This is a genomic window from Nocardia sp. NBC_01009, assembly GCF_045208035.1.
Classification (GTDB): Bacteria; Actinomycetota; Actinomycetes; order Mycobacteriales; family Mycobacteriaceae; genus Nocardia.
Window position 1 is genome coordinate 3933960 of sequence record NZ_CP108695.1, and the last position, 23478, is coordinate 3957437.

At 64.1% G+C, this 23478-nt stretch carries 18 protein-coding genes; 9 read left to right on the forward strand and 9 right to left on the reverse strand.

Annotated features, from left to right (window positions below):
• Nucleotides 1-125: 125 nt before the first annotated feature.
• A complete protein-coding gene (locus OHA42_RS17530; protein ID WP_406238396.1) occupies nucleotides 126-461 on the reverse strand; it encodes an SAM-dependent methyltransferase in 336 nt (111 codons plus the stop codon).
• A 239-nt stretch (nucleotides 462-700) separates the two neighbouring features.
• Between OHA42_RS17530 and OHA42_RS17535 the strand changes: the two genes are divergently transcribed.
• Complete coding sequence (locus tag OHA42_RS17535; protein ID WP_406238398.1) at nucleotides 701-1096, forward strand: YbaB/EbfC family nucleoid-associated protein; 396 nt, start codon at nucleotides 701-703, stop codon at nucleotides 1094-1096.
• A 12-nt stretch (nucleotides 1097-1108) separates the two neighbouring features.
• Complete coding sequence (locus tag OHA42_RS17540; RefSeq protein WP_406238400.1) at nucleotides 1109-1516, forward strand: phosphotransferase family protein; 408 nt, start codon at nucleotides 1109-1111, stop codon at nucleotides 1514-1516.
• 264 nt (nucleotides 1517-1780) lie between these two features.
• Here the strand turns inward: OHA42_RS17540 and OHA42_RS17545 are convergent, their stop codons facing one another.
• Nucleotides 1781-3556 (reverse strand): phospholipase D-like domain-containing protein, encoded by a 1776-nt coding sequence (locus OHA42_RS17545; protein ID WP_406238402.1) that lies wholly within the window; start codon nucleotides 3554-3556, stop codon nucleotides 1781-1783.
• A 331-nt stretch (nucleotides 3557-3887) separates the two neighbouring features.
• On the opposite strand from OHA42_RS17545, the gene OHA42_RS17550 reads away from it, so the two are divergent.
• The 3 genes from OHA42_RS17550 (at nucleotide 3888) to OHA42_RS17560 (ending at nucleotide 6001) form a co-directional block, all read left to right on the forward strand.
• The gene (locus OHA42_RS17550; protein WP_406238404.1) at nucleotides 3888-4352 is read left to right on the forward strand and encodes a hypothetical protein; all 465 of its coding nucleotides are present in this window, start codon (nucleotides 3888-3890) and stop codon (nucleotides 4350-4352) included.
• A 273-nt stretch (nucleotides 4353-4625) separates the two neighbouring features.
• Nucleotides 4626-5246: a hypothetical protein gene (locus OHA42_RS17555; RefSeq protein ID WP_406238406.1), complete on the forward strand. Its 621-nt coding sequence runs from the start codon at nucleotides 4626-4628 to the stop codon at nucleotides 5244-5246.
• A 203-nt stretch (nucleotides 5247-5449) separates the two neighbouring features.
• The gene (locus tag OHA42_RS17560) at nucleotides 5450-6001 is read left to right on the forward strand and encodes a hypothetical protein (RefSeq protein ID WP_406238408.1); all 552 of its coding nucleotides are present in this window, start codon (nucleotides 5450-5452) and stop codon (nucleotides 5999-6001) included.
• A gap of 37 nt (nucleotides 6002-6038) precedes the next feature.
• Here the strand turns inward: OHA42_RS17560 and mobF are convergent, their stop codons facing one another.
• From mobF to OHA42_RS17595, 7 genes are all read right to left on the reverse strand, one after another.
• On the reverse strand, nucleotides 6039-12029 hold the full coding sequence (gene mobF, locus OHA42_RS17565; protein ID WP_406238410.1) for a MobF family relaxase: 5991 nt from the start codon (nucleotides 12027-12029) through the stop codon (nucleotides 6039-6041).
• 610 nt (nucleotides 12030-12639) lie between these two features.
• Nucleotides 12640-13596: a hypothetical protein gene (locus tag OHA42_RS17570; RefSeq protein ID WP_406238413.1), complete on the reverse strand. Its 957-nt coding sequence runs from the start codon at nucleotides 13594-13596 to the stop codon at nucleotides 12640-12642.
• Nucleotides 13597-13700: 104 nt separating this feature from the next.
• Nucleotides 13701-14837 (reverse strand): IS30 family transposase, encoded by a 1137-nt coding sequence (locus tag OHA42_RS17575; protein ID WP_406239224.1) that lies wholly within the window; start codon nucleotides 14835-14837, stop codon nucleotides 13701-13703.
• A gap of 411 nt (nucleotides 14838-15248) precedes the next feature.
• Nucleotides 15249-15473 carry a hypothetical protein gene (locus OHA42_RS17580; protein WP_406238414.1) on the reverse strand — a complete coding sequence of 75 codons (225 nt, stop codon included), beginning with the start codon at nucleotides 15471-15473 and terminating at the stop codon, nucleotides 15249-15251.
• A 338-nt stretch (nucleotides 15474-15811) separates the two neighbouring features.
• On the reverse strand, nucleotides 15812-16303 hold the full coding sequence (locus OHA42_RS17585; RefSeq protein ID WP_406238416.1) for a single-stranded DNA-binding protein: 492 nt from the start codon (nucleotides 16301-16303) through the stop codon (nucleotides 15812-15814).
• A 111-nt stretch (nucleotides 16304-16414) separates the two neighbouring features.
• Nucleotides 16415-18064 (reverse strand): hypothetical protein, encoded by a 1650-nt coding sequence (locus OHA42_RS17590; protein WP_406238418.1) that lies wholly within the window; start codon nucleotides 18062-18064, stop codon nucleotides 16415-16417.
• Nucleotides 18065-18175: 111 nt separating this feature from the next.
• Entirely contained in the window at nucleotides 18176-18400 is a 225-nt protein-coding gene (locus OHA42_RS17595) for a hypothetical protein (RefSeq protein ID WP_406238420.1), read from the reverse strand.
• An 815-nt stretch (nucleotides 18401-19215) separates the two neighbouring features.
• Here OHA42_RS17595 and OHA42_RS17600 point away from each other — a divergent pair.
• The 4 genes from OHA42_RS17600 to OHA42_RS17615 are packed head-to-tail and all read left to right on the forward strand — an operon-like array spanning nucleotide 19216 to nucleotide 23473.
• Entirely contained in the window at nucleotides 19216-19779 is a 564-nt protein-coding gene (locus OHA42_RS17600; RefSeq protein WP_406238422.1) for a hypothetical protein, read from the forward strand.
• Nucleotides 19780-19830: 51 nt separating this feature from the next.
• Nucleotides 19831-21282, forward strand: coding sequence for a site-specific integrase (locus OHA42_RS17605; protein ID WP_406238424.1), 1452 nt, complete (start codon nucleotides 19831-19833; stop codon nucleotides 21280-21282).
• Nucleotides 21279-23153 carry a hypothetical protein gene (locus OHA42_RS17610; protein ID WP_406238426.1) on the forward strand — a complete coding sequence of 625 codons (1875 nt, stop codon included), beginning with the start codon at nucleotides 21279-21281 and terminating at the stop codon, nucleotides 23151-23153. The genes OHA42_RS17605 and OHA42_RS17610 overlap by 4 nt, the downstream gene beginning before the upstream one ends.
• On the forward strand, nucleotides 23150-23473 hold the full coding sequence (locus OHA42_RS17615; protein WP_406238428.1) for a hypothetical protein: 324 nt from the start codon (nucleotides 23150-23152) through the stop codon (nucleotides 23471-23473). Before OHA42_RS17610 ends, OHA42_RS17615 begins: the two co-directional genes overlap by 4 nt.
• Nucleotides 23474-23478: the final 5 nt, after the last annotated feature.

The window sequence follows — 23478 nt, forward strand, 5'->3', positions numbered from 1 at the left end:
GCAACGAGGGCCTGAGCGACACCGGATCCCGCCAGCTGAGTGTTGGTCAGCTGGCGCGGATCTGTTCCGGGTCCCTCATCGACTGACTGATCACTGTGCCGATTCGGCCCGACGATGTATTCAGCTCACCGATGGCGTAGCTGTCCCATTGTGGCGTAGGAGCACACCTGCCGGGTCGGCCATACCGGGGACAACCGGCCGTGTTCGTTGCCGGCGCTGGACTGCCACTGGTCGGCGGTGACCAGGACGGGTTCTTCCAGCCGGAACTGGGCGAGCATCGTGGTGATCTCGTCTCGGGTGCGCGGGCGGTAGCTGATGCCCGCTTCGGTCAAGGCCTCCGCAGCTCGGGCGATGGCGTGTTCGTCGACGTCGGCAGCGATGTGGGTGAATACCGGCCAGGCTTGGTTGGGTAGCTGGCTGGTGAACGAGGCGAGGACCGCCGGTGCGTCGGGGAGCGACAAGGGAATGCCACCTATCTACTGGGCGATCATGACCCCCCCGCGGTGACCAACCCGCGACGATCCGACTCCTCCGTGAGCGTGGCGCGGACCCGACCCGCGAAACCATCAAGGGCTACTTCGGGTTGAGCAGCCCCCTCGATGTGGTGCGAGACATCGGCAACAAACCCGACATCGTCGCTGAATTCGCTGACCTGCTGTGAGCAGCGATCCCCCCCGACGTCGACGCGACTGTTGCCGACATGGCGCAGAAGGCTGCGGTCGCACGCGCGAGTCTGGAACAGGTTCGAGGGCGCGGATCCTCGGCGAACGGATCAGTTACCGCGACAGTGGATTCCGCGGGTCGTCTCCGCGATCTCAACTTCACTGCCGCTGCGTACAAATCGGGAACTCAGCTACCCAAGCTGGTTCTCGAGGCTACCCGCAACGCCGAAAGTGACGCCCTGAAGCAGACCCGGGAAGTAATGCGGCCAATAACGAGCGACTCGCGGGTGCAGGCATCGCTCGCAGCAGCTTGGGAGATAGTCGGCAACGCTGCGGCGCCAGCTCCCGCGCAGCATCAGATGACCGAAGAAGCGATCCAGGCCGCCGACGACGCCTACTTCGAGTGCATGAATCAATGTGGCTGGAACCCCTGACAGCCGCCACCGGTGCAACCCGACCCGGACATCCTCACCACCGCCCGCCTCGCCCGCGACCGCCTTTACGATCTGCACCGCAAGAACATGATCATCCGCCGCCGGGAGACTGTGTTCCTGGACTGGGAACTCGCTATCTATGGCGACCCGCTCTGCGACGTCGCTATTCACCTGCACAAGATGGGCTGTCACCCCGACGAACGCGAACAGTTCCTCACCGCTTGGGCTGCAGCGGAACCCGACACCGCCTGCGGCGAATGGGATCACGACCTGCACGTCTACCTCACCCATGAGCAGATCAAGTCTGCGGTCCTCGACGCTCTCTGCTACGCCAAGGTCATTGCCGAAGGTAGCCGCACGCCGGAGGGCGAACAAGTCCTGGTGGACAGCCTGACAAGCAAACTGGGTTGTGGGGCCTGAACACCACGCTCGATACAACTGAGGTGGATGCCGCCCTCGGCAACATCCGCTGATCACGAACACCGCACCATCCACAGTGTCCGGCAACGGAGGTGTCGACCGTCGCCTGCGTGGCTGGGTTTGATGATCTCGACGGGGCGTTCGGTCGCCGAAACCGTTGACGGCCGACAGATCGTCGTGTGGGCATCGTATTGGTGTTGCAGAGTGGACTTGCCCGGTCCCGAGCGCCCGACCATCGCCCGGCCCGACGATCAGGTCGTCTAGTTAGGCGATCGCGATATTTCCGAAAAGTTGAAGACGTTTCGCGCGGAACGAACCAGGCGCGTACTTCGCCTGCCAGGTTGTGTCTTCGGTCAGGAACAGACTGGCTCCATCGGTGGCCTCGTGATGAGCGGTGAAACTCTCTACCGCGCTACGGAAGTAGTAGTGGTTGAACAGTCGGTTGAACTCTGTCAAATAGATGTCAGCGACCCGCGTGTCACCGCGGATGACGAGCATGTTCTCATCGTTCTCCTTGGTCGACGGTTCACTAAAATTGGCAGACCCCGTGACGACGACAGGATCGGCGCTGAGCGGATCGATCAGCATGAACTTGGAGTGGATGTAGCTGACGTGTTGGTTCAGACCGAGCAGTTTGGCGTTGGTTTCTTTCGCCCATTGGTAGACGGGATCACGCAGAAATGATCCCGAAGCCTTGTAGACGTTGTTGGACGCGTTGATCGCCACGAACGCCTCCGGCTTCTTCGGATCTGGTTTGTCCCGCTTTTCGAGCAGCATGAAGATGAGCGCGTTCTGAGGGGTGTTGTCCTTCAGGAGGTCCTTGAACGTCGCTCCGATGCCGAACGCGAGGGTGATGCAGCCCTGCCGCTGCGCGGTATCGAGCATCGTCGAGTACGACTGCAGCACAGTGTCGGTCAATCGTGGGCTGAACACCGCGGTCGTGCCAGCAGGAAGCTGGTGCAGATCGGTCGGCACCGGCGACACCGATTCGACAGCCGACTTGAATACCTTGTTCTTGAGTTTCACCTCGGCAAGCGCATCCGCCTCGGTGCCGCCAGGATCGTCGGACAGCACGTCCCAGTACTGGACATAGCGGTTCGCGGTGTCGCTGTTGCGCAGCCAGTGCCCGACGTTGGTCTGACCAGAGACGCCACCTTGGGAAAGGTTGGTTGACCCGGTCCACACCTCGACCGGCCCGGCAGCGGCAGTGATCCGGACCATGAACTTGTTGTGCTGGATGGCCGAGGTTCGTGCTTCGCGCCGGATGACATTCGCCTCGGGGATGCCGACCTCGGCGATCATGGCGAGGTTGTCTCCCCGCGGGAAGCTGGGATGGAAATCCCCGTACTTGTCGGTGAATTCATTGACCTTCGCATCGATGATGACCTGGACGTCGACACCGCGATCGATAGCCGCCTTCAACGCTGTCACGGCTGGTTTGTAGCGGAACTCGTAAAAGCAGCACAACAGCCGATCACCCGCGGCACAGTGGTCGATGAACCGCAGCAGCGCCACGTCCAGGTCACGGCTGAGCCAGCGCAGTGCCGCGTCCCGTTTGGCCGGTGGCTGTAACTCGTCGATCGGAGCAGACCCGAAGCGCCTTGTGTAGGCCTGGCTGCTGGCGACACCGCGGTTGAAGAAGACATCGTGCTCCAGATCGCTGAACAGCGGTTCCGTTCGGACGGTGATCGACAACGGCGCCGATGAGCGATTGAGGTTTTTCGGTTCACCTTTCAACGGGTGAAACAGATAGTGGTACTCGCGATCAGGTTTGGCGGTGAAGTCGTCCCAGACGAAACTTTGCACCGGCTGGTCAAAGGTGCTGGCCCGCATCCCGGGCTGGGGCTGGGGAATGACCGACTTGAAGACTTTGAAGCCCGCCATGAAGAAGCGCTCGTTGTCGGTCGGGTCGAGCCGTTCGACGGCGAAGCCGAGCAGCCCTTGTTTGAGCTGGTCGGTGGCGATCACTGCGAACGAGATGGTGTTCACGCCACTGACGGCGACGAGCGTGCCGCCGGGGCTGTCTGATTGAAACCGCACGTCGACCTCCATTGGTGGGTCGATGGCTTGCGTGCCATCTCTGACCGGGATCCTTGGTTGGGCAGGGCGGACTGACATTCACAGTATTGGTAACCAGGGGCGACACCTACACCAGTAGTCGGCTACTCGATTTCCGCCGACGGTCACAATTGCGGCCGCAACGAGGATCTCACGGTCAGAAGCGTCGCAAGATCGATCCGAAATGACCGCAATTATCCGCGCGTAATGTTCCTCTGATACGGACGTCGCATCGCAGCAGCGGTCAGCATACTGAGTTCGTCGGGTTCGTGGCGGCCCATCGACGGGTGTCGCGTCATCAGGAGGGCTGACTATGTCGGGCAGCGAATTCGATGCGCTGATCGGTGACTACTGGCGCGAAACGGGTGGTGAGTTCGGCCCCTACGGCCGCCCGACCGGACCGGCGGACGACATTGTCGATCCCGTCGGGCGGCGGCAATACTTCGAGCGCGGCTCCCTTGCGTGGTCGCACGAACAGCGGGCCATCCTCGGTGCGGCCCGGTTGTGGGATGTCACGGTCTTCGAATGGAAGATCGTCGACACCTTCCACTACGACTACTTCCGCCACGAGGTCAGCCATGACGGCGTGGATGGCGGGCACATCCACGTGCAGATCGAACGTCCGACCCAGGGGCGAGTGTGGGTGCGGCTGCAGGGTTTCGGCTCGTATGTCTTCCGGGTGAAGGGCTGCGACGGGCCGAGCGTGTTTTCGGGAGAACGGAGCCGACAGGGCTGGACCGCGCTTGTCGGCGTCGGCGTGGGTGTCACTGCGGCGTAGCGCCGGTCGAGCACCCGCCGGTGATCGGGCTGATCGCCGAGCGTTGGCATCTGTTCGGTGCGTGGGACGGCCCGCTCGGCCTGCTGTGGCGGCCGAGGAAATCGGTGGCGGCAATTACCACGTCCAGCGCTTCTAACGCGGCGCCGTCGCCACCTACCCTGATTTGGGGCCGGACATGGCGATTTTGGCGTATCAGCGGGGTCGGTTCATCGTGAAGCGTGGGGGCACATTCCGAACGTCAACCCCTTTCCGGCAGGCAGTGTCGACGTCTCGTTGTTCGAGGCGATCTACCTCGACTCTGGTGACCCGGAGCCGGAGTTTCGGGCCTCGTCGCTGTGCGCGGACGCTCTCTGGTGGGACTGGGTCCACGATGCTCCTAGTTCGAATCACCTGCGGTTCTACCCGAAACACCCGGGCCAGTACCTGATTCGGGCCACTGCCCCCGAAGGCCGTCAGTTCGGCGTGCAGCTCACCTTCCACGCCCTCCCGGTGCACGACGCATTACCCGCACTCGATGGCAGTCCCGAGAATGGCTATGCCAGCCAGTCCGGACGCGCAGAAGCGCTGGCGCGGCGCTTCCTCCGGGACCGCCCGGTCGAGCTGTTCCGGCAGAACAACGGCGAAGACATCGCAACGGTGTTGACCGCGCATCTGCACGCTGCGTCGCTGACCAACGCCGCCGCATTGACGATCCTGGCCCCGATGGTCGAAGCCCTGCCCGATCCCGTCGTCACCGACTACGACCTCGAACGCATTGTGACGATGCTGCTTCGGCTCATCGGGTTGGTCAGCTTCGGCGCACCCGAAGCCGAGGCCAGCGATCGCGCCGCCGCCCTCGCCCGCACCGTCTCGCCAAGACCGCGGCAGCGCTGCGCGACCATATCCACGCCGTGATCCAGGCATAAGTGTTGTTCGTCTAACCAATCGCGGTACAGCTCCGGACCAATACGCCGCGCAGCGCGCTCGTCGGAATATGCATCCCGACTGTGCCTGGCGATAACATGTGCCCACTACAATGATGGCGCGTGTGGTGTTAGCCAGCAGAAGGGTTGCCTGCCTTGTCTGGTCCAATTTCTGGTGCGCAAGCGTGAAGCGCGATGGATCCTGTTGAATCACCCGATCTCGCTCGTCTACACGACGACCTGCAAGCCGAGTACTCTCAGCTTGTCGACATCGTGAACGGGTTCGATCAGAGGCTGCTCACAATCAAAGGGTGGGGCGTCACGCTCAGTCTCGCTGGCCTCGGCCTGGGCTTTCAACAGAATCATTTCGGCCTGTTCCTCGTCGCAGCAGCGAGCGGCGTCTCGTTTTGGCTGCTGGAAGCCTTCACCAAGATGCACCAGATCCACTACTACCCGCGTATGCGGGACATAGAGTTCATCGCTTACGAGCTGTTCGCGGTCAGGATGCAAAGCGGTCCTGCTTCCTCGCCGCTCATCGATTGGGGTTGGGAGACGGCCGGACCCAGGATTCGTAGAGGAGACAGCAAGGGCGACCCCAATGTGCCCGAACCATGGCCGAAGAGGCGGCTGGGTCGCTCGATTCAGCCCTGGTTGTTCGCTCACGTCATGTTTCCGCATCTCGTCGCGATCGTTATGGGAACTGTTCTTTTCGTGCTCGGCCTTTCCGGGGTGTTTGGCCCGATCTGATACGGGGGTGAAGGCCCGGGTTGTGACTGGCAGGCAGTTACAGTCCCAAGTCGATGTCCGGCTCCCATGCGATCGGATCCTCGATGAGCTCAAGCGAGCTGTCCCCGTCGAGGATCGATTGATGTCGCAGTTGCAGTTCGGCTGCCAGCTGAACGTCGTTGAGCATGCCGCGGCGCTGCTGTTCAGTCCGTAGCTCATCGATTTGCTGCCGAAAGTCGGCGATTCGAGCACGGGTATCGACATCGGCGGCAGCGTCCTGTTGGACGGGTCGCTGGTATGTGTGTTCGGGGTCTGGTGTGGCGAGCAGCCGGTCCCACCCGTCGGCGGTGCCGGCGTAGAGGGCGGCATCGCGTTGGGCTTTGTGGGCGGTGGTGCGTGCCGATTCTCGGGTGTCGGTGCGGTTCTTTTGTTCAGTGAGGAGTGCGTCGATGCGGGCCTGGACTTCGCGGCGTGTTCCACGACGGTATGCGGGTGTGGCTTCGAGATCGCTGCGTGCGGTGTCGAGTTCGGTTGCCGTGGCTTGAACTGCCTGGACGGCATCGCTGAGTTTCTGTTCAGCGGAGCGGGCGTTGCGGATCGCCTGCTGCGCCGCGTGGTGGCGGCGGACTTCGTCGTCGTAATCCGCGTCGCTGCCCCGCGGATCGGGGGCGGGGCCGTAGAGGATCGCTTCGTTATCGACGAGTTCGATGCGCAAGTGAATGTCATCGATCTGTTGCTGTAGTTGCTCGTCGGTGAGAACGATGAGCGGATTCTGCAATGGCGGGTCGTCTGGCGCCGTGGCTTGTGAGTGAGGGGTGGTGTCCTGCGGATGTGTGTCGATCCAGGCGCTGATGGCTAGGCGTTCTGAGAGGGTGCGGGCAGCGCGCCAGTCACGCCGGAGCATGGCACGCACAGATGCGGGTGGTTGGGTGGCGGCGATGTGGTCGCAGCGCGCACGAATGTGCTCGGCGGCGTGGTGGTCGGGTATGGCGGGTTCGTCGTTGTCGCGGCATTCACTGCACAGGCCGTCGTCGCTGCGGCGCGGCAGGCGTGGGGTGGTGTCGATGACTGCCCGGTCGATCCCGCAAGCTACGCACGGAAGTGCGCGAGTAGCGCGAACCGCGAACCGGTCGTAGTCGGGTTCGATCGGTTCGTCTGTGACGGGTTCTTCGATCACTTTGCCCCGGTAGTAGTGGTGGGGCACGCCCTCTGGCAGGGGTAGGTGATGGGGGTCGTCGTCGACGTCGCTGCGGTTGTTGAGGTAGGCCACTCGGCTGTGTTCGGCGGCAACCTCGGCGTCGGATAGCGGCGCGCGCCGCGCGGTGACGTCGACACGGTCGGGGTGATCGTGAGCAGCCTCGGCGCGATGGACGCGGCCCGACGTTGTTGCGGATCGGTCGGTGGCGACTTGGTAGACGTGTGGGTCAGTGTCAGGTGTGAAGGCACGAATGAGTTCGCGGTGCTGAGGGAATCTGTCTGCAGCCCAACGTAAGCGGGCGAGAGCGTTGGGAAAGGCATAGCGGTAGAGGGTTGTTGCGACCCGTTCGATGATGTCGCTTTCCTCGTCGGTGAGGGGGTCTGTGAGATCGACAAAGGCTCGGCGGGCTGCTCGGAGGTCCCCGGATTGGAACAGCGCGGCGATCATTTGGACGCCGGTGTGCAGGCGGGGCTCGTTGACGGGTGCATTGTCTGGCGGTCGGGTCGGTGGCCACGGCGCGGATTGTGCGGCGGTGGCGTGCGGCGAAGCCTCGGCGTGTGGTGGATCGGGTCGGTCATCGGGTGGGTGCATGGTGAATTCCATGGAGGTGTCGATGTCGGGTTGTTCGAGGTGAGTGGGTTCGCGTAGGAGTGCGTCGCATCGCCAGGCCAGTGCGCTGGCGAGTTGGTCGGGCCGCAAGTTCGTGGTGCTGTCGGGTTGGGCGCCGAGGATCAGTTCGTGTGCGGTGGTGAGTAGTTCGCGTGGTGTCCAATCGGTACCTGTCGCACGGTCGATGGCGGCGACGAGACGCGGCCACGCCGGGTCGTTGATCACGCGGTCGCCGATGTCGTCACCGAATAGCGCGTGCAGTTCCGGGGCCCAATCGGGGCGCAGGTTGTGGTGGGTGCCGGTGGTGTCGGCGGCGGATGGTTCGAGTTCCAGTCGTGACCACAGGGCCGCGGCGGGCATGTCGTCGGGCAACGGCCGTGCCGCTGCGGCGTGGGTCAACCGTGTTTCGATGTCGATCCCGGAGCGGTTGGCGACCTCGATTTTGTCGGCCATGGTCGGCCACCACGGATCTGTGAGGACTCGGGCTTCGAGGCGTGTGATCAGTGGTGCCCACTTGTTGGCTGGGAGATGGAGGTCGCCGAGCGCCTGGGTGACGCGGGCGTCGAGCAGGTCTTGGTGTTCGCGTTCGCCGACGGTGTAGCGGGGTGGCCCGGTCGGGCGTAGGTCGCGGTCATCGATATGTAAGGAGCTGCGCCATACCGCGAGGTCGCTGATCAGGTGCGGGTCCGAGCCGATCAGCGGGCGCGCCCAATGCGGCGCCGACGCGGGAGTCCAGGACTGTACGTCGGTGCGGATCTGGTAGGCGAGGTCGGCGACGATACGGGCACGCGCGACGAGCTGGGTGGAATCGAGTTCGGCGCGCAGCCCGCGGGGAATCCCGAACGCCCACGGCAACGGCCCGTTACCGGTGGAGTGCGTGCCGGAGGGATCCAACCGCCAGTCCAATACAGCGGCAGCATCATCGGCGGTGTCGAGTTCCCGCGCGCTCGCAGCAGCATGCAAGGCTGCGATCGGGTCGCGACCCGACAGTGCGATGGTCGCCAAATGCTGGCGCAGTACGGGGTAGGCGGGGCTGTCGGTGAGGTTCGGACGCAACGTTTCCGCGGCGGTGTCGAGCCGATCGAGACTCTCAGGGCCCAACACGTTTTCGGCAGCGACTCCGATCGCATCGAGGTAGATATCGAGCGCGCGACCGATACGGCGGTGCGGGTCGAGCGCATCTGCCAGCATGGTGTGCGCCGACTTCTGGGCACCATCGCGACCGAGAATGCGCAGCAGAATCTCCACGGCCGTGCGTGGATACACAGCGGGTTCGGACCAGAACGAGCCTTCGGAACCGTCCAACGCGGTCGGCACATACGCGTGATTGGCGTGTACTCCGCGGGTGAGTGCGACGTAAAGCTGTTGGCGCGACTCACCTCCGGTGAGCGCGACATGGCACGAGTCGGCGGTGATTCCTTGCGCGGAATCGATCGTTGTCGCGTAACCGAGACGCACGTGCGAGGCCACGTAGTCCGCGGGAAGGTGCACGCTGTGGCCGATCTTCTTGTTCGAATGTAGATGCGTCGCTGTGAGGCCGCCGTCGGAGTGCACAGCGGTGACGGTCCAGGCGTAGCCGTTTCGAACCCAGTCGCGGTCGCCCAGGCGTAGTCGCGGGTTGTTGCGGCGAGTGCGAATCAGGTCACCGACCGAGGCCGCAAGCCCGTCGGCGAGAACACATTCCGCATCAACCGCACCTGCTGTGCGTGCGATGTGGTCGGCGCGGGCGCGGGCGTTGAGTTCGGTCACGACGTCGTGGGTCGCGGCCAACATGATGGTGTCGCGGCCGGCGAGATGGTCGGTGACCCACGCGGTGAAGGCATCGTCGTGGGTGGCGCCGAGGTGCCCGGCGTGGATGCGGCCGTTGTCCAGGTACCAGCCCAGCGCGGCGGGGTCACCGTCGCGCAGTTGCAAACTCGCTGTCGATTCAGCACCAGAAGCGAACCGCACGACGTGGGTCAGGGTGAGTGAATGTTCGGGGGCGGCCTGGTCCATGTCGCGATCGGCGCCGCCGGCTTCGATCGAGGCGAGTTGGTGGGGGTCGCCGATACAGCGGACCGTCGCACCCCGAGAGGTTAGGAATCGTAGTAGGCGAAGGCGTTTGAGGTTGCCGACCTTGACGTGCTCATCGACGATCACCAACGTGCTGCGGTCGATTTGCAGCATCCATTGCGGCAACGACGGCGGATGTTCGCGATCCAGGGCAAGGTTGTCGCGGCTGGGGGTGTGCTTGGTAAGAACGTCGAGGACCTTGTCGACGGTCTCCATCCGCGCGCCGATCGACTCACCCAACACCGCCGCGGCCGACGCCGTCGGCGCCAGGCCCAGGACTTGGCCGCCGCTGGCATGCCACGCGTCAGCGAGCACCCGCATCGCGGTGGTCTTCCCCGACCCCGCGGGTGCATTCGTCGTTCGCACCTGCAGGTTCGAGGAGGCGAAGCCCTCGATCACGCTGATCTGCCCAGCATTCAGCGGGCGATCCGGATTCTGGGCGTTATGGCGGCGCACCGCCGCCGCGACGAGATCGGGTGGAAGTTGGCGTCCGCCGGGCTGCACCGACATCTCGATCAACTGTCGTTCGACCGACAGCGTCTGCGCCGACGTATACAACTGCGCACCCGAGGAGGTGTACACATTGGTGCCGTCCCGGCGACGCAACAACACCGGCACAGCCCGTAATCCCGGTTCATCGGCGAGGTCGGGATCTTCGAGAGCAACCGAGAGCGCCGGGGAAACCGCCTCGGTGAGAACGGCTTCGGCGACTTGCTCCCACTCGTCGCCGCTCACTTGTCCCCGCATCTGTCGTTCGATTTCGGCTCGCAGATTGTGGCGCTGCCACGTCGATCGGTGCTCCGAAACGACCTCGACGACGTGCCCGGCGGCGCGGGCAATCCACCCGGCTGTGACCGCGGAGCGCGCAGTTCGGATCGGGTTCAGCGCTGCGGTTACCGCCCGCTCCAACGCTTCCCGGCCACCGAGTAGGGCCACGGCTTCGGCCCGCCAGGTGCTGCGCTGCTGGGCTAAGGACCGCAATTTGTGTTTGATGGGGCGGGTTTCGAGGGTGGCGCGCTCGGCGAGGTCATACATTTCACCAGGGATCGGTTCGCGCCCGAGCTGCTGTTGGAACTCGGCGGCGAGCTGCCCGAGGCGGGCGGTGATCGCGGTATCGCGGCGCGACCAGGCGGTGATCAATCGCACCGGGACACCGATGATTTCACGGATCGGACGCTTCGACGGGTCCTGACCGGGTCGTTCGGCGAAATCGACGCCGACGAGATGCTCGAGGTGGTGTTCGAGTCTGGTGTTGTAGATCTCTGAGACCGTGACGAGCGTTTGGTAGATCGCGGTGCCGGCGAGGGTGCGCCATTTGCCGTCGAGTGTGCGGACGCGGTTGGCCATGAGGACGTGTGTGTGCAGGTCGGGGTCACCGGCTCGGCTATCGCGATGGGTGAATACGGCCGCGACGAGACCCTCGACGTTGACCTGACGGATTCCGTTTCGGCCGAGCCTGGTGAAGATTCCGTTCTGCTCGAGCCACCGCAGCGCGTCCTTGACGGCCGTGTGGTGCGCGGCCTCGATCTTCTCCGACACCGCTCGCGGTGCCACCGCCCACAACACCGAAACGCTCTTGACCGGACTAAAAGTGAGGTCGAAACCAGCGACCGCGGCGGTGTTCGGACGCGAGTTGCGTGCCACCCAACCCGACAGTTCCCGCGCATCGAGGGGTGCGCGATCGTGCTGTTCGGTGAACATTTCGAACGCGACGTGGGTGCGGATGCGTGCCCGTTCGTCATCAGCAATAGCGTCATGGGGGGCGAATCCGTGTGCGGAATTGTATTCCTGGAAGGCGTTTGCGCATCTTTTTCTGAACTCGGAGACTTCACTATAAATGCGGAATGGGTTACCTAAACGCGACGCCTGATCGGCCGCACGGGTCGCGTCTTTGTGCTGGGCGCCCTTGCTCATCTCGGTGTCGTAGACATGGGCTTCGATCATGTCGGCGTTCGGATGACGACCCAACCCGAACAGGGACTTCATCTGTTCTTCGGTGACTTCATCACCCGGTTGGATGCCTAACGAAGTAAGGCCGGAGCCGTGCCAGCGGCCCGGATCTTCCCCTTCGGCCGAGTAATAGTCGGCGAGGCTGGAACGGCCGCGAGTGGATGCATCGTTCGCGGCGACATTGCGCAGATAGTATTGATACCCGTTGCCTGCCACGACTTTATGAATGGTCGCGGTCATATATCCATCAAGCACGCCTCTGCGAGTGTCGACAAGGGTTTGATTTGCCTAATTTTTCGTCAATTCAGGCAAACCCCCTGGTCGTTACCAAACCGTTACCTCAAATGAAAGAGGTCTGCTTGTGGAGAGAGGAGGAAAATGAGGGGAGGGGGAGGGGTGTGAGGGTGAGTGATTGGGTATGAAGGGGTGGTGAGATTTGTTGGGAGGGTGAGGTGAGGGTGGTGATTGGTGGGAGTGGGTGGGCGGAGTGATGAGAGGTGACGCCAGCTTGATGCGGTTAGGTACCTGACCGCCGCTCGGATGTGCGGCTGGCGTGCACAACCGGTTACTGGGCATCGCGGTTGGGACGCGGCGTGGTCGAACAGCGGCAGTCACAGCGGCATTGGTTGGTGGTCGGGCGAATCACGATGGCCATCCAGATCAATAGGGTGATGGAAAGCCAATGGTCTGTGAGGAAGTCGGTCCAGGGGTTGGTCACGGGAGTGCCTCCAGATGGTGAGGTCACCGAACGCGCAGAGCGGTGGGGTGGTGTCCGGTCCGCCGCAGGAGTGGACACTGCGGCGGACCGGGAAGAGGGGCCCGTCGAAGGCGGGCGAGGAGCGGTGTTAGGTCAGGCGGCGAGGCGGAAGTGGTCTCGGCATTCGTCGCAGAGATCGTCGGTGTCGATGAGGCGGTCGTGTGCGTAGCAGCCGTAGCAACGCCCCTTCCGCAGAGCCACCGGAGTCAGTGTCGTGACCGGTGTGGCTGCACTCGGGGGTTGCTGGGTGCGATCGAGGAACGCGACGACCAGCCCGCGCACTACCCGTGCGGACCGCAGCCGCAACGCATTGAGCAAGCCGGGTGCGGCGGCGGGGTAGTGGTCGGTGAGGTACTGGCAGTAGGCGGCGACTTCCTCGGCAAGACCGAAACCGTCGGGGAGGGCCGCGATCCCGGGGCGGCCGGTGTCGCGGCAGTGCTGGCACAGCCCGTCGTCGCTGACACGGTGCCCGTCGGTGTCGGTGCGGAAGTGATCGGCGCAGGCGCGTTCGCCGAAGCAGTACACGCACACCCAACCCTGCAACGGCGGCAGCGTGGTGTGGTCGTAGTCCAGACCATTGCCGTTGGCGAGGAAGGCCGGTCGGTCGTCGTCGCGGACATCGAGACCGGTTCGGGTGCGAGCGATCGCGACGGCGTCGAAGTCGTCGCGAGTGCGAGAACCGGCCCGGTCCCGTTCGGCGAGAACCTGTTCGGCGACCTGACGGACATAGTTGCGATCCCACGCGGACGGTTTGAACGCAGGTTCGGCGTCGACAAGGAGCCCGGTGCGGACGTAGTCGGTGACGACGCGCGGTTCGCCCACTGGGCGACGCTTGGACTTGATCGCGGCGATGTGCTCGGGGCGTTCCCAGGCACGCTTGGCGGCGATCTTCGTAGCGAGCGACGGTGTGCCGGTCTGCTTCTTGTTCGGGTCTCGGGCGACCATGCGCCGGACCTTCCGGTCGACGGCGGTGATCGGAACGGTCGTGATCCAGCGGGGCTGGTCTTCGGCGCGACGGTGCAGGCCGGGGTCGGTGCGGGTGACGAACATGTCGAGCCAGGCTTGCAGCTCGGAATCAGAACGCCGCCACAGCGACCGCAAACGAGCCCTGGCGACCAGGTGAATTCAAGGGGTCGTCGCAACACTGCCTGCTTTTAGCGGGTAAGTAGATCACGCAGACGCTCGGCTGGGGTTTCCCAGTCGAGCGTTTTGCGTGGACGATCGTTGAGTTGGTGAGCGACGTGTTCGAGGTCTTCGGGACCATAGACACTCAGATCGGTGCTTTTCGGGAAGTATTGGCGCAGTAACCCGTTCGTGTTCTCGTTGGTTCCGCGTTGCCAAGGACTCGCCGGGTCGCAGAAGTAGACCGCCATGTCGGTGGCCATCGAGAACTGCTTGTGCCTGGCCATCTCGGCGCCCTGGTCCCAGGTCAGCGACCCGCGCAGGTGGGTGGGCAGGGTCGAGATCGTCCGGATCAAGCCGTCACGGACGGTTTCGGCGTCGTGACCGCCGGGCAGGTGAACCAGCATCGTGTAACGGGTGGACCGTTCCACGAGGGTGCCGATGGCCGAACCACCGTCCTTGCCGATGATCAGATCGCCTTCCCAATGGCCGGGCACCGCACGATCTTCGACCTCGGCGGGCCGGTCACTGATCATGATCATCGCATCGACGAACCGGTGGGTGCGCTGATCTGATTTGCGATGCGGTTTCCGCCGGGTCCGTCCAGTTCGCAACGCTTGCGCGACTTCACGTCTCAGCCCGCCACGGGACTGGAAGTAGAGGGCTTGGTAGATCGTTTCGTGGCTCACCCGCATACTCTCGTCGTCGGGATAGTCCCTGCGGAGCCGGTGACAGATCTGTTCGGGAGACCGCTGCCGTGACAAACCATCGACCACCCACGCCCGCAAAGCCTGGTTGGTCACCAGTTTGGACCCCTTCGGACGCGCCCGCGCATCCGCGGCAGCCTTGTTCGCCTGATAGGGCAGGTAAAGCCCATCGATCCGGTGCGCCCGGACCTCCCGCGACACCGTCGATTTATGTTTACCGATCCGTGCCGCGATCCCCGTCAACGACTGCCCGATCAATAGCCCATCGGCGATATCGAGGCGGTCCTGCAACGACAGGTACCGGTCACTGATCGAAACAGGCTCGACACCAACGGGTTTGATCACCGCAGATGTGTACCGGCTTCCGGTCGTGTAGTCCACCACCGTGCCGTCGGGATGAATCCGCTTGTCCCCGGACCTGCGTATCCCAGCCCGCCAATCCCGGGCAGTTCGTTCGTTCACCCCGACCTCGCGAGCCGCCCGCGCCACCGACCACCCCGAGGCGATCAGCTCACTGAACCGCCTCTTGGCGTCGGGTTTGCCGCGAACTATCGGACCCACGCCGATCAGGCCATCGGCAACCAGAAAACGGCGCGCCACCGAGAAGGCCACCCCAGCGGTCTCGGCCGCCCGGTTCACCGATCCCGTCGCCTCGAACACCGACCTGATCAACTCCGGGTCCGCCGCCCGGGACGCACCCCTGGGTTTGCCCGCTGCACGACCCTGCGCACGCAGGATCGCATAGCAACGCCCCCGCCCGATCCCCAACGCCTCAGCTGCTTGCCTCACCGGGACCCCGGCATCGGCCAGCCGGGCCAGCTGATCACCGAACTGAACCAAATCCTCCGAAAACGACACGGTCGCCGCAACCTCTCACATCGAGAGTGTTGCGACGACCGCATGAACCCAAGCCACATAGGGGTCGTTGGTGAAGGTCTCGGCGAGGCGGGTAAGACGGTCGAGATCCTCGGGAGTGGCGAGTTTGGTGAGCGCGTGCTCGAACGCGTCGCGGGCGTCGTCGTGCAGTCCTGCTTCGAGTTGCCAGTCGATGTGGGCGATCGCGTCGAGGAAGGACTTTTGAGATTCGGTGCTGGTCATCGGATTTTCCCTTCAAGCGAGCGGACAGGACCCAACCCCGCGTGAACGTGACATTCCACGGGGATGGTCGGCTGGCCGGGCGGCCAGCCTGAGGGCGCCTCGACCAGGGCGGCGGTCGGCGCGGTGGGGAACGCGCCGGGGCGTGCACCACCGAATTTCCGAACCCACCGCCGGGTGAGGATGGGCGGGAGGGAAATTCGGTGGTGCCGGGCGCGGGCCCCGCCGTGTCGGCCGACGGTCTGGTAGCCCTCGTCGGGCTGGACGACCGGCCAGACGGGCATCCCTACCCACTCGATGACTCCCGCTCATCTACCCGATCGGGAAGGCGAGGCGTCAGCTCAGAAGCCGGGTTCCGTGTCGGCTCCTACACCGGCGAATGCTGATTCGCGCGGCGTCGACGATGCCCACGGGTCATCAGAGATCGCCCGAGAGTTCTTCGGGGTCTCGGTGTTCCAGCCGCCACGTGGACTGGCTTTGGTGATCTTGGCGGTGGCGTAGCGCAACGAGGCGGCGACCTCGTCGGCCTCGAGCTCTACGACCGTGCGCTTCTCGCCCTCGGCAGTTTGGTAGCTGCGCTGCTTGAGTCGACCGGTCACACTCACTCGCGCCCCGCGAGTCAACGACTCGACGACGTGCTCGGCGGCTTCTCGCCAAACGTTGCAGCGCATGAACAACGCCTCGCCGTCTTTCCACTCGTTGGCGTTGCGATCGAAATACCGCGGGGTCGAGGCGACCGTGAAATTGGTGACCGCAACTCCCGATGGCGTCACAGCCAACTCGGGGTCGGCCGTGATGTTCCCGATCACTGTGATCGTCGTATCGCCTGCCATTACTACTCCTTCGAATGGTGTTGATGAGGACAGAAATCGGGCACTCACCTCGGCGTTAGCGTTGACCGTGAGGGGCCACCGATGACGCCGTGCTCGGTGATCGGGCTGGTGTTATGCGGCGAGGTCGATGTCGAGGTAGTCGATGTCTCCCGCGGCGGCCAGTTCGACGTCCACCAGGGCGAAGTCGAGTCCGGCGGCGGCCTCGGCCAGGAAATGCAGATACCGCTCGGTCGCGGCGGTGTGGTTGCGCCACAGGGACTTACCGAGGACGGTTTCGTGCTTGGCGACGATCATCGCCGTGACGATCACCCACGCCCGCGCCGGTGTCGCGGCCTCGATGGCCTCGAGCAGCGCTTCACGGGTGCCGCCCACGCCCAGGATGTGCAGCACCTTCTGCAAATCGGCGGTATCCAGTGCGTGGGCAATGGAGTTGGCCACGAACGCAGCGGCCAGGTTATGCGGGGTGCGGCGGGTAAAGAAGTCGATCAGCACACCATCGCGGCGCTCCTTCGACGCCTCGCCTCGGATGTTGAGCTCGATCACCCGGGCGCGGTGCCGGCGGGCATGCTCACGGTCGGCCGCCGCCTGTGCCGCTGCCGCAGCGGCGGCCTCGGCGGCGGCGTGGTCCTCACCGCTGCCGTCCTCGGGCGGTGTGGTCGTGACGGGATGTAGCTGGAAACCGCTGTCGGGCAACCGATCGGCGGGCAGGTAGCAGAACGGCACCCACCGATCACGCCACTCGACCAATTCGGGATCGAGCAGATTCTCCGCGGATTCGCCGACACCATCCCAATCGACAGAGTCGGGTTCAACGAACGCGCCGGTGTTCTTCTCGACCAGTTGCCCGTTCTCCTCGACATGCAGATACACCACCCACTGGGTCGGGTCGGCGTTGATCTGCTCGATCGTGACCGACTCACCATCGGCAGAGACCAGCAGTTCGGCCGGGATGAACTCGGCGTCGGTGCTGCTGGTGTCGGGTTCGGCTGTGAGGATTCCGAACCCGTAGGCGCCGTAGGGCAGTGCGGCTTCCATGCGGGCGCGTTCGGCGGCGCGTTCGGCGAGGATGCGTTGGACCTCGTGGGCGAACATCGATCGTGTCGTCTGGTTCAACCGTTGCACGGCGTCGGTGTCGCCGAGGGCTTCGTAGTGTCCGATGACCGCGAGCTGGTCGAGGCTGAACTGATCGGTTTCCAACAGCGCGGTCGCAGTCGGTGACGCCCCGATCTTGGCGTGATTCTTCACGTCTTCCCGTTTGGCTTGCAGCCCTTTCGCCACGCGGGTCACGCTCGCGCCGAGGTCGAGCATCAACGTGATCCCTCCGGCGTAGTCGGCCTTGGTGAGCGGGATCCGGCGCTCGTTGAAATTGATCTGATCGAGAGTCCGCTCAATGCGACGCTCGTTGTCACTGAGCCCGACCGGCGCGTCGGTGATCAACACCGGAACCCGCGGTGTCCCTACATGGCGGGCGATGAGGATACGGACCTGACCGTCATCGGCGTACACCGAACCGTCGGCCTCGCGGGTGGCGTTGATCGGATCCTTCACGCCGCGTTCTTTGATCGAGGCGACCTGCTCGGGATGATCCCCGATCTGGAAGCTTTTGCGGACATTCTCGGCGATCACCAGTTCCTCGGGCCGCATATACCTGGCCTCGATCGCAGGCAGGTCGCCTTCGTCAACGTCGGGTCGTATATCGGGCTCGATGGTGGTGTCGGGGTCGAGGACAGCTGTGGCTGTGGCGCTTTCGGTACCGGGCATTAGTACTCCTGACAATCAGGCGGCTGGACAGCCCACGGCGTACGGATGGGCTGCCTCGCCGAAAATGGGTGGTGGGCAACAAGAACCGGGATCATGGCAATAGAACCGGGGTCAGGCGGCCTGGGCGGCGACAACGTTGATCGGGCGCAGCCGCAGCACGTCGCGGTCATCGGTGGTGAAGGCCCAGTACTTGCCGCGCCAGTCCGGGAACTCCGCACGCCAGCGTTCGAGCAGCGCGGAGTCCTCGATCGCGGGGGTCGGCCCGGCGGCGCCGGTGTATTGCCGTTGCAAGTACTGCTCGCGGGTGACGGTCTCGATAGCAGTGATGACGGCCATGAGTGATCTCCTTCGTCGACAAGAGGCGGGTACGGCTGTACCCAAAGGTGGATGGACACAAGTGATTGCGAGCAACACCGACCGCGGCTGCGATCGTGGTGGTGCGAGTAAGGTCAGTGCATCGGGTCAGTGGTGGGGGTCGCGGTTGCCCGACCCGGGAATCGAACCGCTCGCACCGGGCGGTGTTCCGGCGGCGCGCTTCTGCCGATCCTGGGCAGGCTTGCCCGCTAGCCAAAGGTTGTTTGGTAACAAGGAACCGTGGAGTCGATCGCCACGCACTCGATAGTGAGGACGTTCGTCGACAGCGCCGCCTCGGCCACCACATCGCCGATACGTTCGCCGGATGCGAGCCCCATCCCAGCGAGAGTTGTTGAAGTGAGGGCGATGTCGTGGCGCAGGCTGCCCAGGTGCAGCCGGCTGTGGCGGGGTTTACCGGCGGTGGTGGTGCGGGGTGAGTTCGTCGCCAGGCGTGGTCGGTCAACTCGAGGTGCCGTAGCAGCATCAGCAGGTCGGGTAGTTTGCTGTGATGGGTTTGCCCATCCCGTATTGCACGGCGGTGTCGGTGTTCTGGGCGCTGTGCCTTCGTCCTTGGAATACTGGAGTGTGCAACGCTTTTCGGTCGCGTCGTCGCCAGCACTCGTTCGAGGCGTTAGGGCGGCGGAGACTCGGGCTCTCGACCGCAACGGGAGGTAGGCGTGTGGCAGGTTGGCGCGAGCCGAACCTCGGCAACAGCGGTGCTCGTAGCGGCGACAAGCCTGTGGGGATGTTTCAGCGCGTGTCTTGCCTTGCTGGGATCCGGTCGGGCCGGACCGCTCGTGGCAGTGGGCGCCGCAGCGCCGCTGCTGGTCATCGCCGCGGTCGCTGGTTGGCGCCCCTGGCGTCAGCTGCGCTCACACCCAAGAACCTACCTACAGCTGGGCTTGCTCGAGGCCGTGAACATCTCGCTGTACGCCGCGGCGCTGGCGATCGGGCCAGCGCCGGTGGTTGTGGCGCTGCATCTGGCTTCGCCGATCATGCTGCTGTTGCTCGCCGTGCTCTCCAGGCGGCGCACGGTGAATATTCGGGTCGTGGGCGAGCTGCTGCTGCTGATCGCCGCCATCGTTCTGGTTTCCGCACGACCGGGCGCCGAGATCAGCACTGACAAGGCACTGATCGGTTGCGGTCTGGCGCTCGGCAGTGCGGGCGCGGTCACTGCCTTGATCGTTTTGGTCGCCCGCGAGTCTCGCCATCGTGATCCGACCACGTCGGTTGGGCTGCAGCTGGTCATAGCCGGGGCGTTGAGCGCGCCTCTTTTATCAACGACCGCGTGGGACTGGGAGCGAACATTCGCCGAACTGGCTGTCGGCATGGTCCTGTTGGGTCCAGGCTTCGTTCTATAGCCACTCTTCTGTTGTGGTTCGATGACCAGATCATCGAGGAGAAGCTGGATAGTGGGTATCGGGTATTGGGCCGTGCATCGGTTCGATCTGGAGCGATCGTGGCCTGAGTTGCCGGACGGTCTCGGCGGTGTCGCGCAGGATCTCGGGTTGTGGGCGCGGGGGTTGGGTGTTCGTCACAACCAGTGGTTTCTGTTGGGGCCGAGAGGGTTTCCCGATGTGCGGATGAACCAGTTCCTGGCATCTGCGAAGTTCGGGGTGTTGGCGGACAACACGCGGCGTGACTACGTGCGTTCGCTGGCGTTGTGGCTGAACTTTCTGGAGGCACGGGGTTGTCCGTGGTGGCAGGCCGATGAGGAGCATGCCGAGGACTTCGAGTTCTGGCGGCTGACCGATCCAGCGAACGTAGCGACGGTGCGGACGTCGACGTTCGCGAAGGATGTTGCGGCGTGCAAGAAGTTCTACAAATGGGCGTCCGGCCGCTACACCGATGTTGTCGACGTGTTCGCCGGGGTGGAGTTTCCGACAGCGAAGCGGGAAGCGTCTGTGAAGTGGCTGGATCCGGCTGCCTGGACGCGGTGGCGTGATGTCGGATTGCGGGGCCGGGATCTATCGGGGCGGCGGGATCGGTCGTGGCGTGGCAGGAACGAACAGCGTGACGCGGCGTTCGCCGACGGGCTTTACGGCACCGCGCTGCGGCTGAGCGAATGGGCGAGTGTGGTGCTGCCGGAACTGCCGCAGCTGGAAGCGCGGCGCGGCTTCTACACCTGTGAGTTGGCCGACAAGTGCGCCAAAGGTGGTTACGGACACTCGTATTGGATCCCTCGGCGGTCGTTGAGCGCGGTTTGGGCCTATGTCGAGGGCGCTCGAGCACGAGCGGTCCGCCAGGCGCAATCCACTGGTGCTTATGAGCGGTTGCCGGGGCTGATGGTGGTCGACACCGGTCGGCGTCGCGGGTCGGTGGTGATGCCCGATGCGGAGGCCAGCGGGTGGGTGGTGCGTGATTGGAGCATGATTCGTCCATCTGTGCGGCGCAGAATGTTCCGCGAGACCCCCGCGGGGTTGGAGCCGCTGTGGTTGTGGTTGAACGAGGACGGACTACCGCGTGATCCGCACGGCTGGCACCACACCTTCGATGCCGCCGACCAGCGCATCGCGTCGCTGGGGTTGACCAACTTCCATGTGACACCCCATATGGCGCGGCACAGCGCAGCTCTGCGGTGGTTCTCGGTCGGAAAGCTGATCTACGCCAAGCAGATCGGGCACCTCGATGAGGAGGAGACCCGCGATTTCCGTGAGCAGTTCGGCGACACCTGGGATCTGGTGCAGACCGTCCTGGGACATCAAAGGGTCGAGACCACGAAATCGGTGTACTTGGAGCCGTTTCAGAACCTGTCGGTGGAGGTCCTGCTTGCCCAGGTCGACGGCTTGGACATCGACAAGTTCGTCGCCGAAGCCCTCGCGGGGCATCCGCGGGTGCTCAACGACCCGGCTGTCGCGCGATGAGCCGGCGCGGACGCAAGGCCGCCCTGCCCGGCACGGGAGGCGCCACTGCCCGAGGTCTGCTCGGTGACAGCAGGGTGGTCCGATGCTTCGTCAAGGACGGCAGTGAATACGTCGATTTCGATTTCGATCGACTCCCGGTTTCCCCGCAGATGCAACGAGGTTTGGTGGTCGCGTTCGCGCGCCTGACAGCGCCCGGCAGCAGGTTGACCTCCATCAAGTCCTTCCAGCACCTGTTTCGCGCAATCAATGTGTTTGCCGAGTACCTGGCAACGCTTCCCGACCCGCCCGGCAGCTTGGCTGATCTCATGCCAGAAGACATCGACGGTTTCGTCCGTAACCGCCGAACTGCGGTAAAAGATGTCTCGAATGACCTCTATCTACTGAAAGGACTTCTCCGGCGCGGTGACGGTGTCAGCGATGCGATGGTGGTCAAACTGCGTGAGCGCAGTCCCTCGCGGATCCGTGGTGACGGCAAGACCAGCTACAGCCGAGGGGAGTTCAAACGGATCGCCGCTGCCGCCCGCACAGAGCTGCGCGCAGCGGCAGAACGGATCCGCCGCAACAGGGGCATGCTTCAGCAATATCGGGCCGGAGATCTGACCGACACTGCCCGGCGCCTGGAGTTGCTTGAGTATGTCGATCGCTACGCTGACGTTCCCCGCAACCAACCTGCGTCCGGCAAGACTGTCGGAGCGCCACGAAATTGGGTGCTGCGGCACGGTTCGACCGCTGAGATCGTCGGCCAGCTCCATCTCACCGCAAGCGAGGCCATGGCGGGCGCGATTCTGCTCGCCGTCATGACCGGTCAGAACGGCAGTGTGATCGTCGACATCAAGGTGGCGCATCACCGCGCAGACGGGCACACCGGGCGGCCGGCCACCGCAATCCTCGACACTCGCAAACCCCGCCGCGGCCGCCACGCCTACATGAACCTCGCGTTATCGGAGGTTCCGGACTGGATCAGCATTCCCGATCGCCCGGACCAGTTGTTGTCCCGAGACGAACTTCACACCCCGTTCGGTGTCTACGCGCTGATGCTCGAGCTGACCGCCCGATCGCGCGAACTAATCGGCACGACAAAGCTTTTCGTCGGATATCACCGCACCGGAGGCGGCCGCGGAAGCACGCGAGGGCTGCGGCCAGCGGATCCGGACAGTTGGTACGGCCCTTGGAGTCGGTCGCACAATCTCATGTCCGACCGAAAGGACGGCAACGGCAATCATCTGCCGCTGCACGTCCGGATGGACCTCATCCAGTTGACCTACCTGGAGCTACACCAGAAGCCGGTTGCTCATCGGGAGAAGACACTGGCCGACGACTACCTCTCACGCAACCGCGGCAGTCTGGCCGACTATCAGAAAGTCGTCGCGAAGGCCCTGGTCGAAGAGGTCGACAAGGCTCGTGCCCGCATGGTCATCGCGCACCTGACACCAGCTGACCTCGCGCAGGCTCGCAGCGACCCCGACGCAGTCGCCGCCGAGCACGGCATCGACACGACAACGCTCAACCGCCTGATCGCGGGAGAACTCGACACCGTGATGGCGGCCTGCGTTGAGGACGGCGCCAGTCCCAACGCTGCCGCCGGCGAGACCTGTCGGGCCTCGTTCATGCAATGCCTGAGCTGCCCCTGCGCGCGGGCGTTGCCGCATCACCTGCCAATTCAGGTGCTCGTCCACGACCGGCTGGAAACCCGCAAGACGGAGATGACCTCCTTGACCTGGATCCAGCGATTCGGACTACCACACGCCCAACTCGCCGACCTGCTCAGCAGGCACGACGCGGTCGACGTGACCGATGCTCGTGCTGCGGCGACTGACGCAGACCGAGCCCTGGTGGAGCGGTTTCTGAATAGGGAGCTCGACCTGCGATGACCAACACCAATGCTGCGCGCGAAAACCTCTGGTCCGCCGCCGGTGGGACCGATAGCCAGTTGCCGCAGGACGACACTCTGGTCCTGCTGAACCGTGAACTGCGGCCAGGGACCGACCCGGCTCGGTTGTCTCGCTTCGGAGACGACCGATGGCATCTCAACGAAGCGATCTTCGAAGCCGCTGCCCAAGCCACCAGCTTGCCCTTCGCGTCCATCCCGGTCACGCTGCGTCTGATCGCGAAACACTATGTCTGGCAGTTGATCAACACCGACTGCCCGGTGCCGCTCAACCGCGCCAGCCATCAGGGGTGGTTGGCATGATGGCC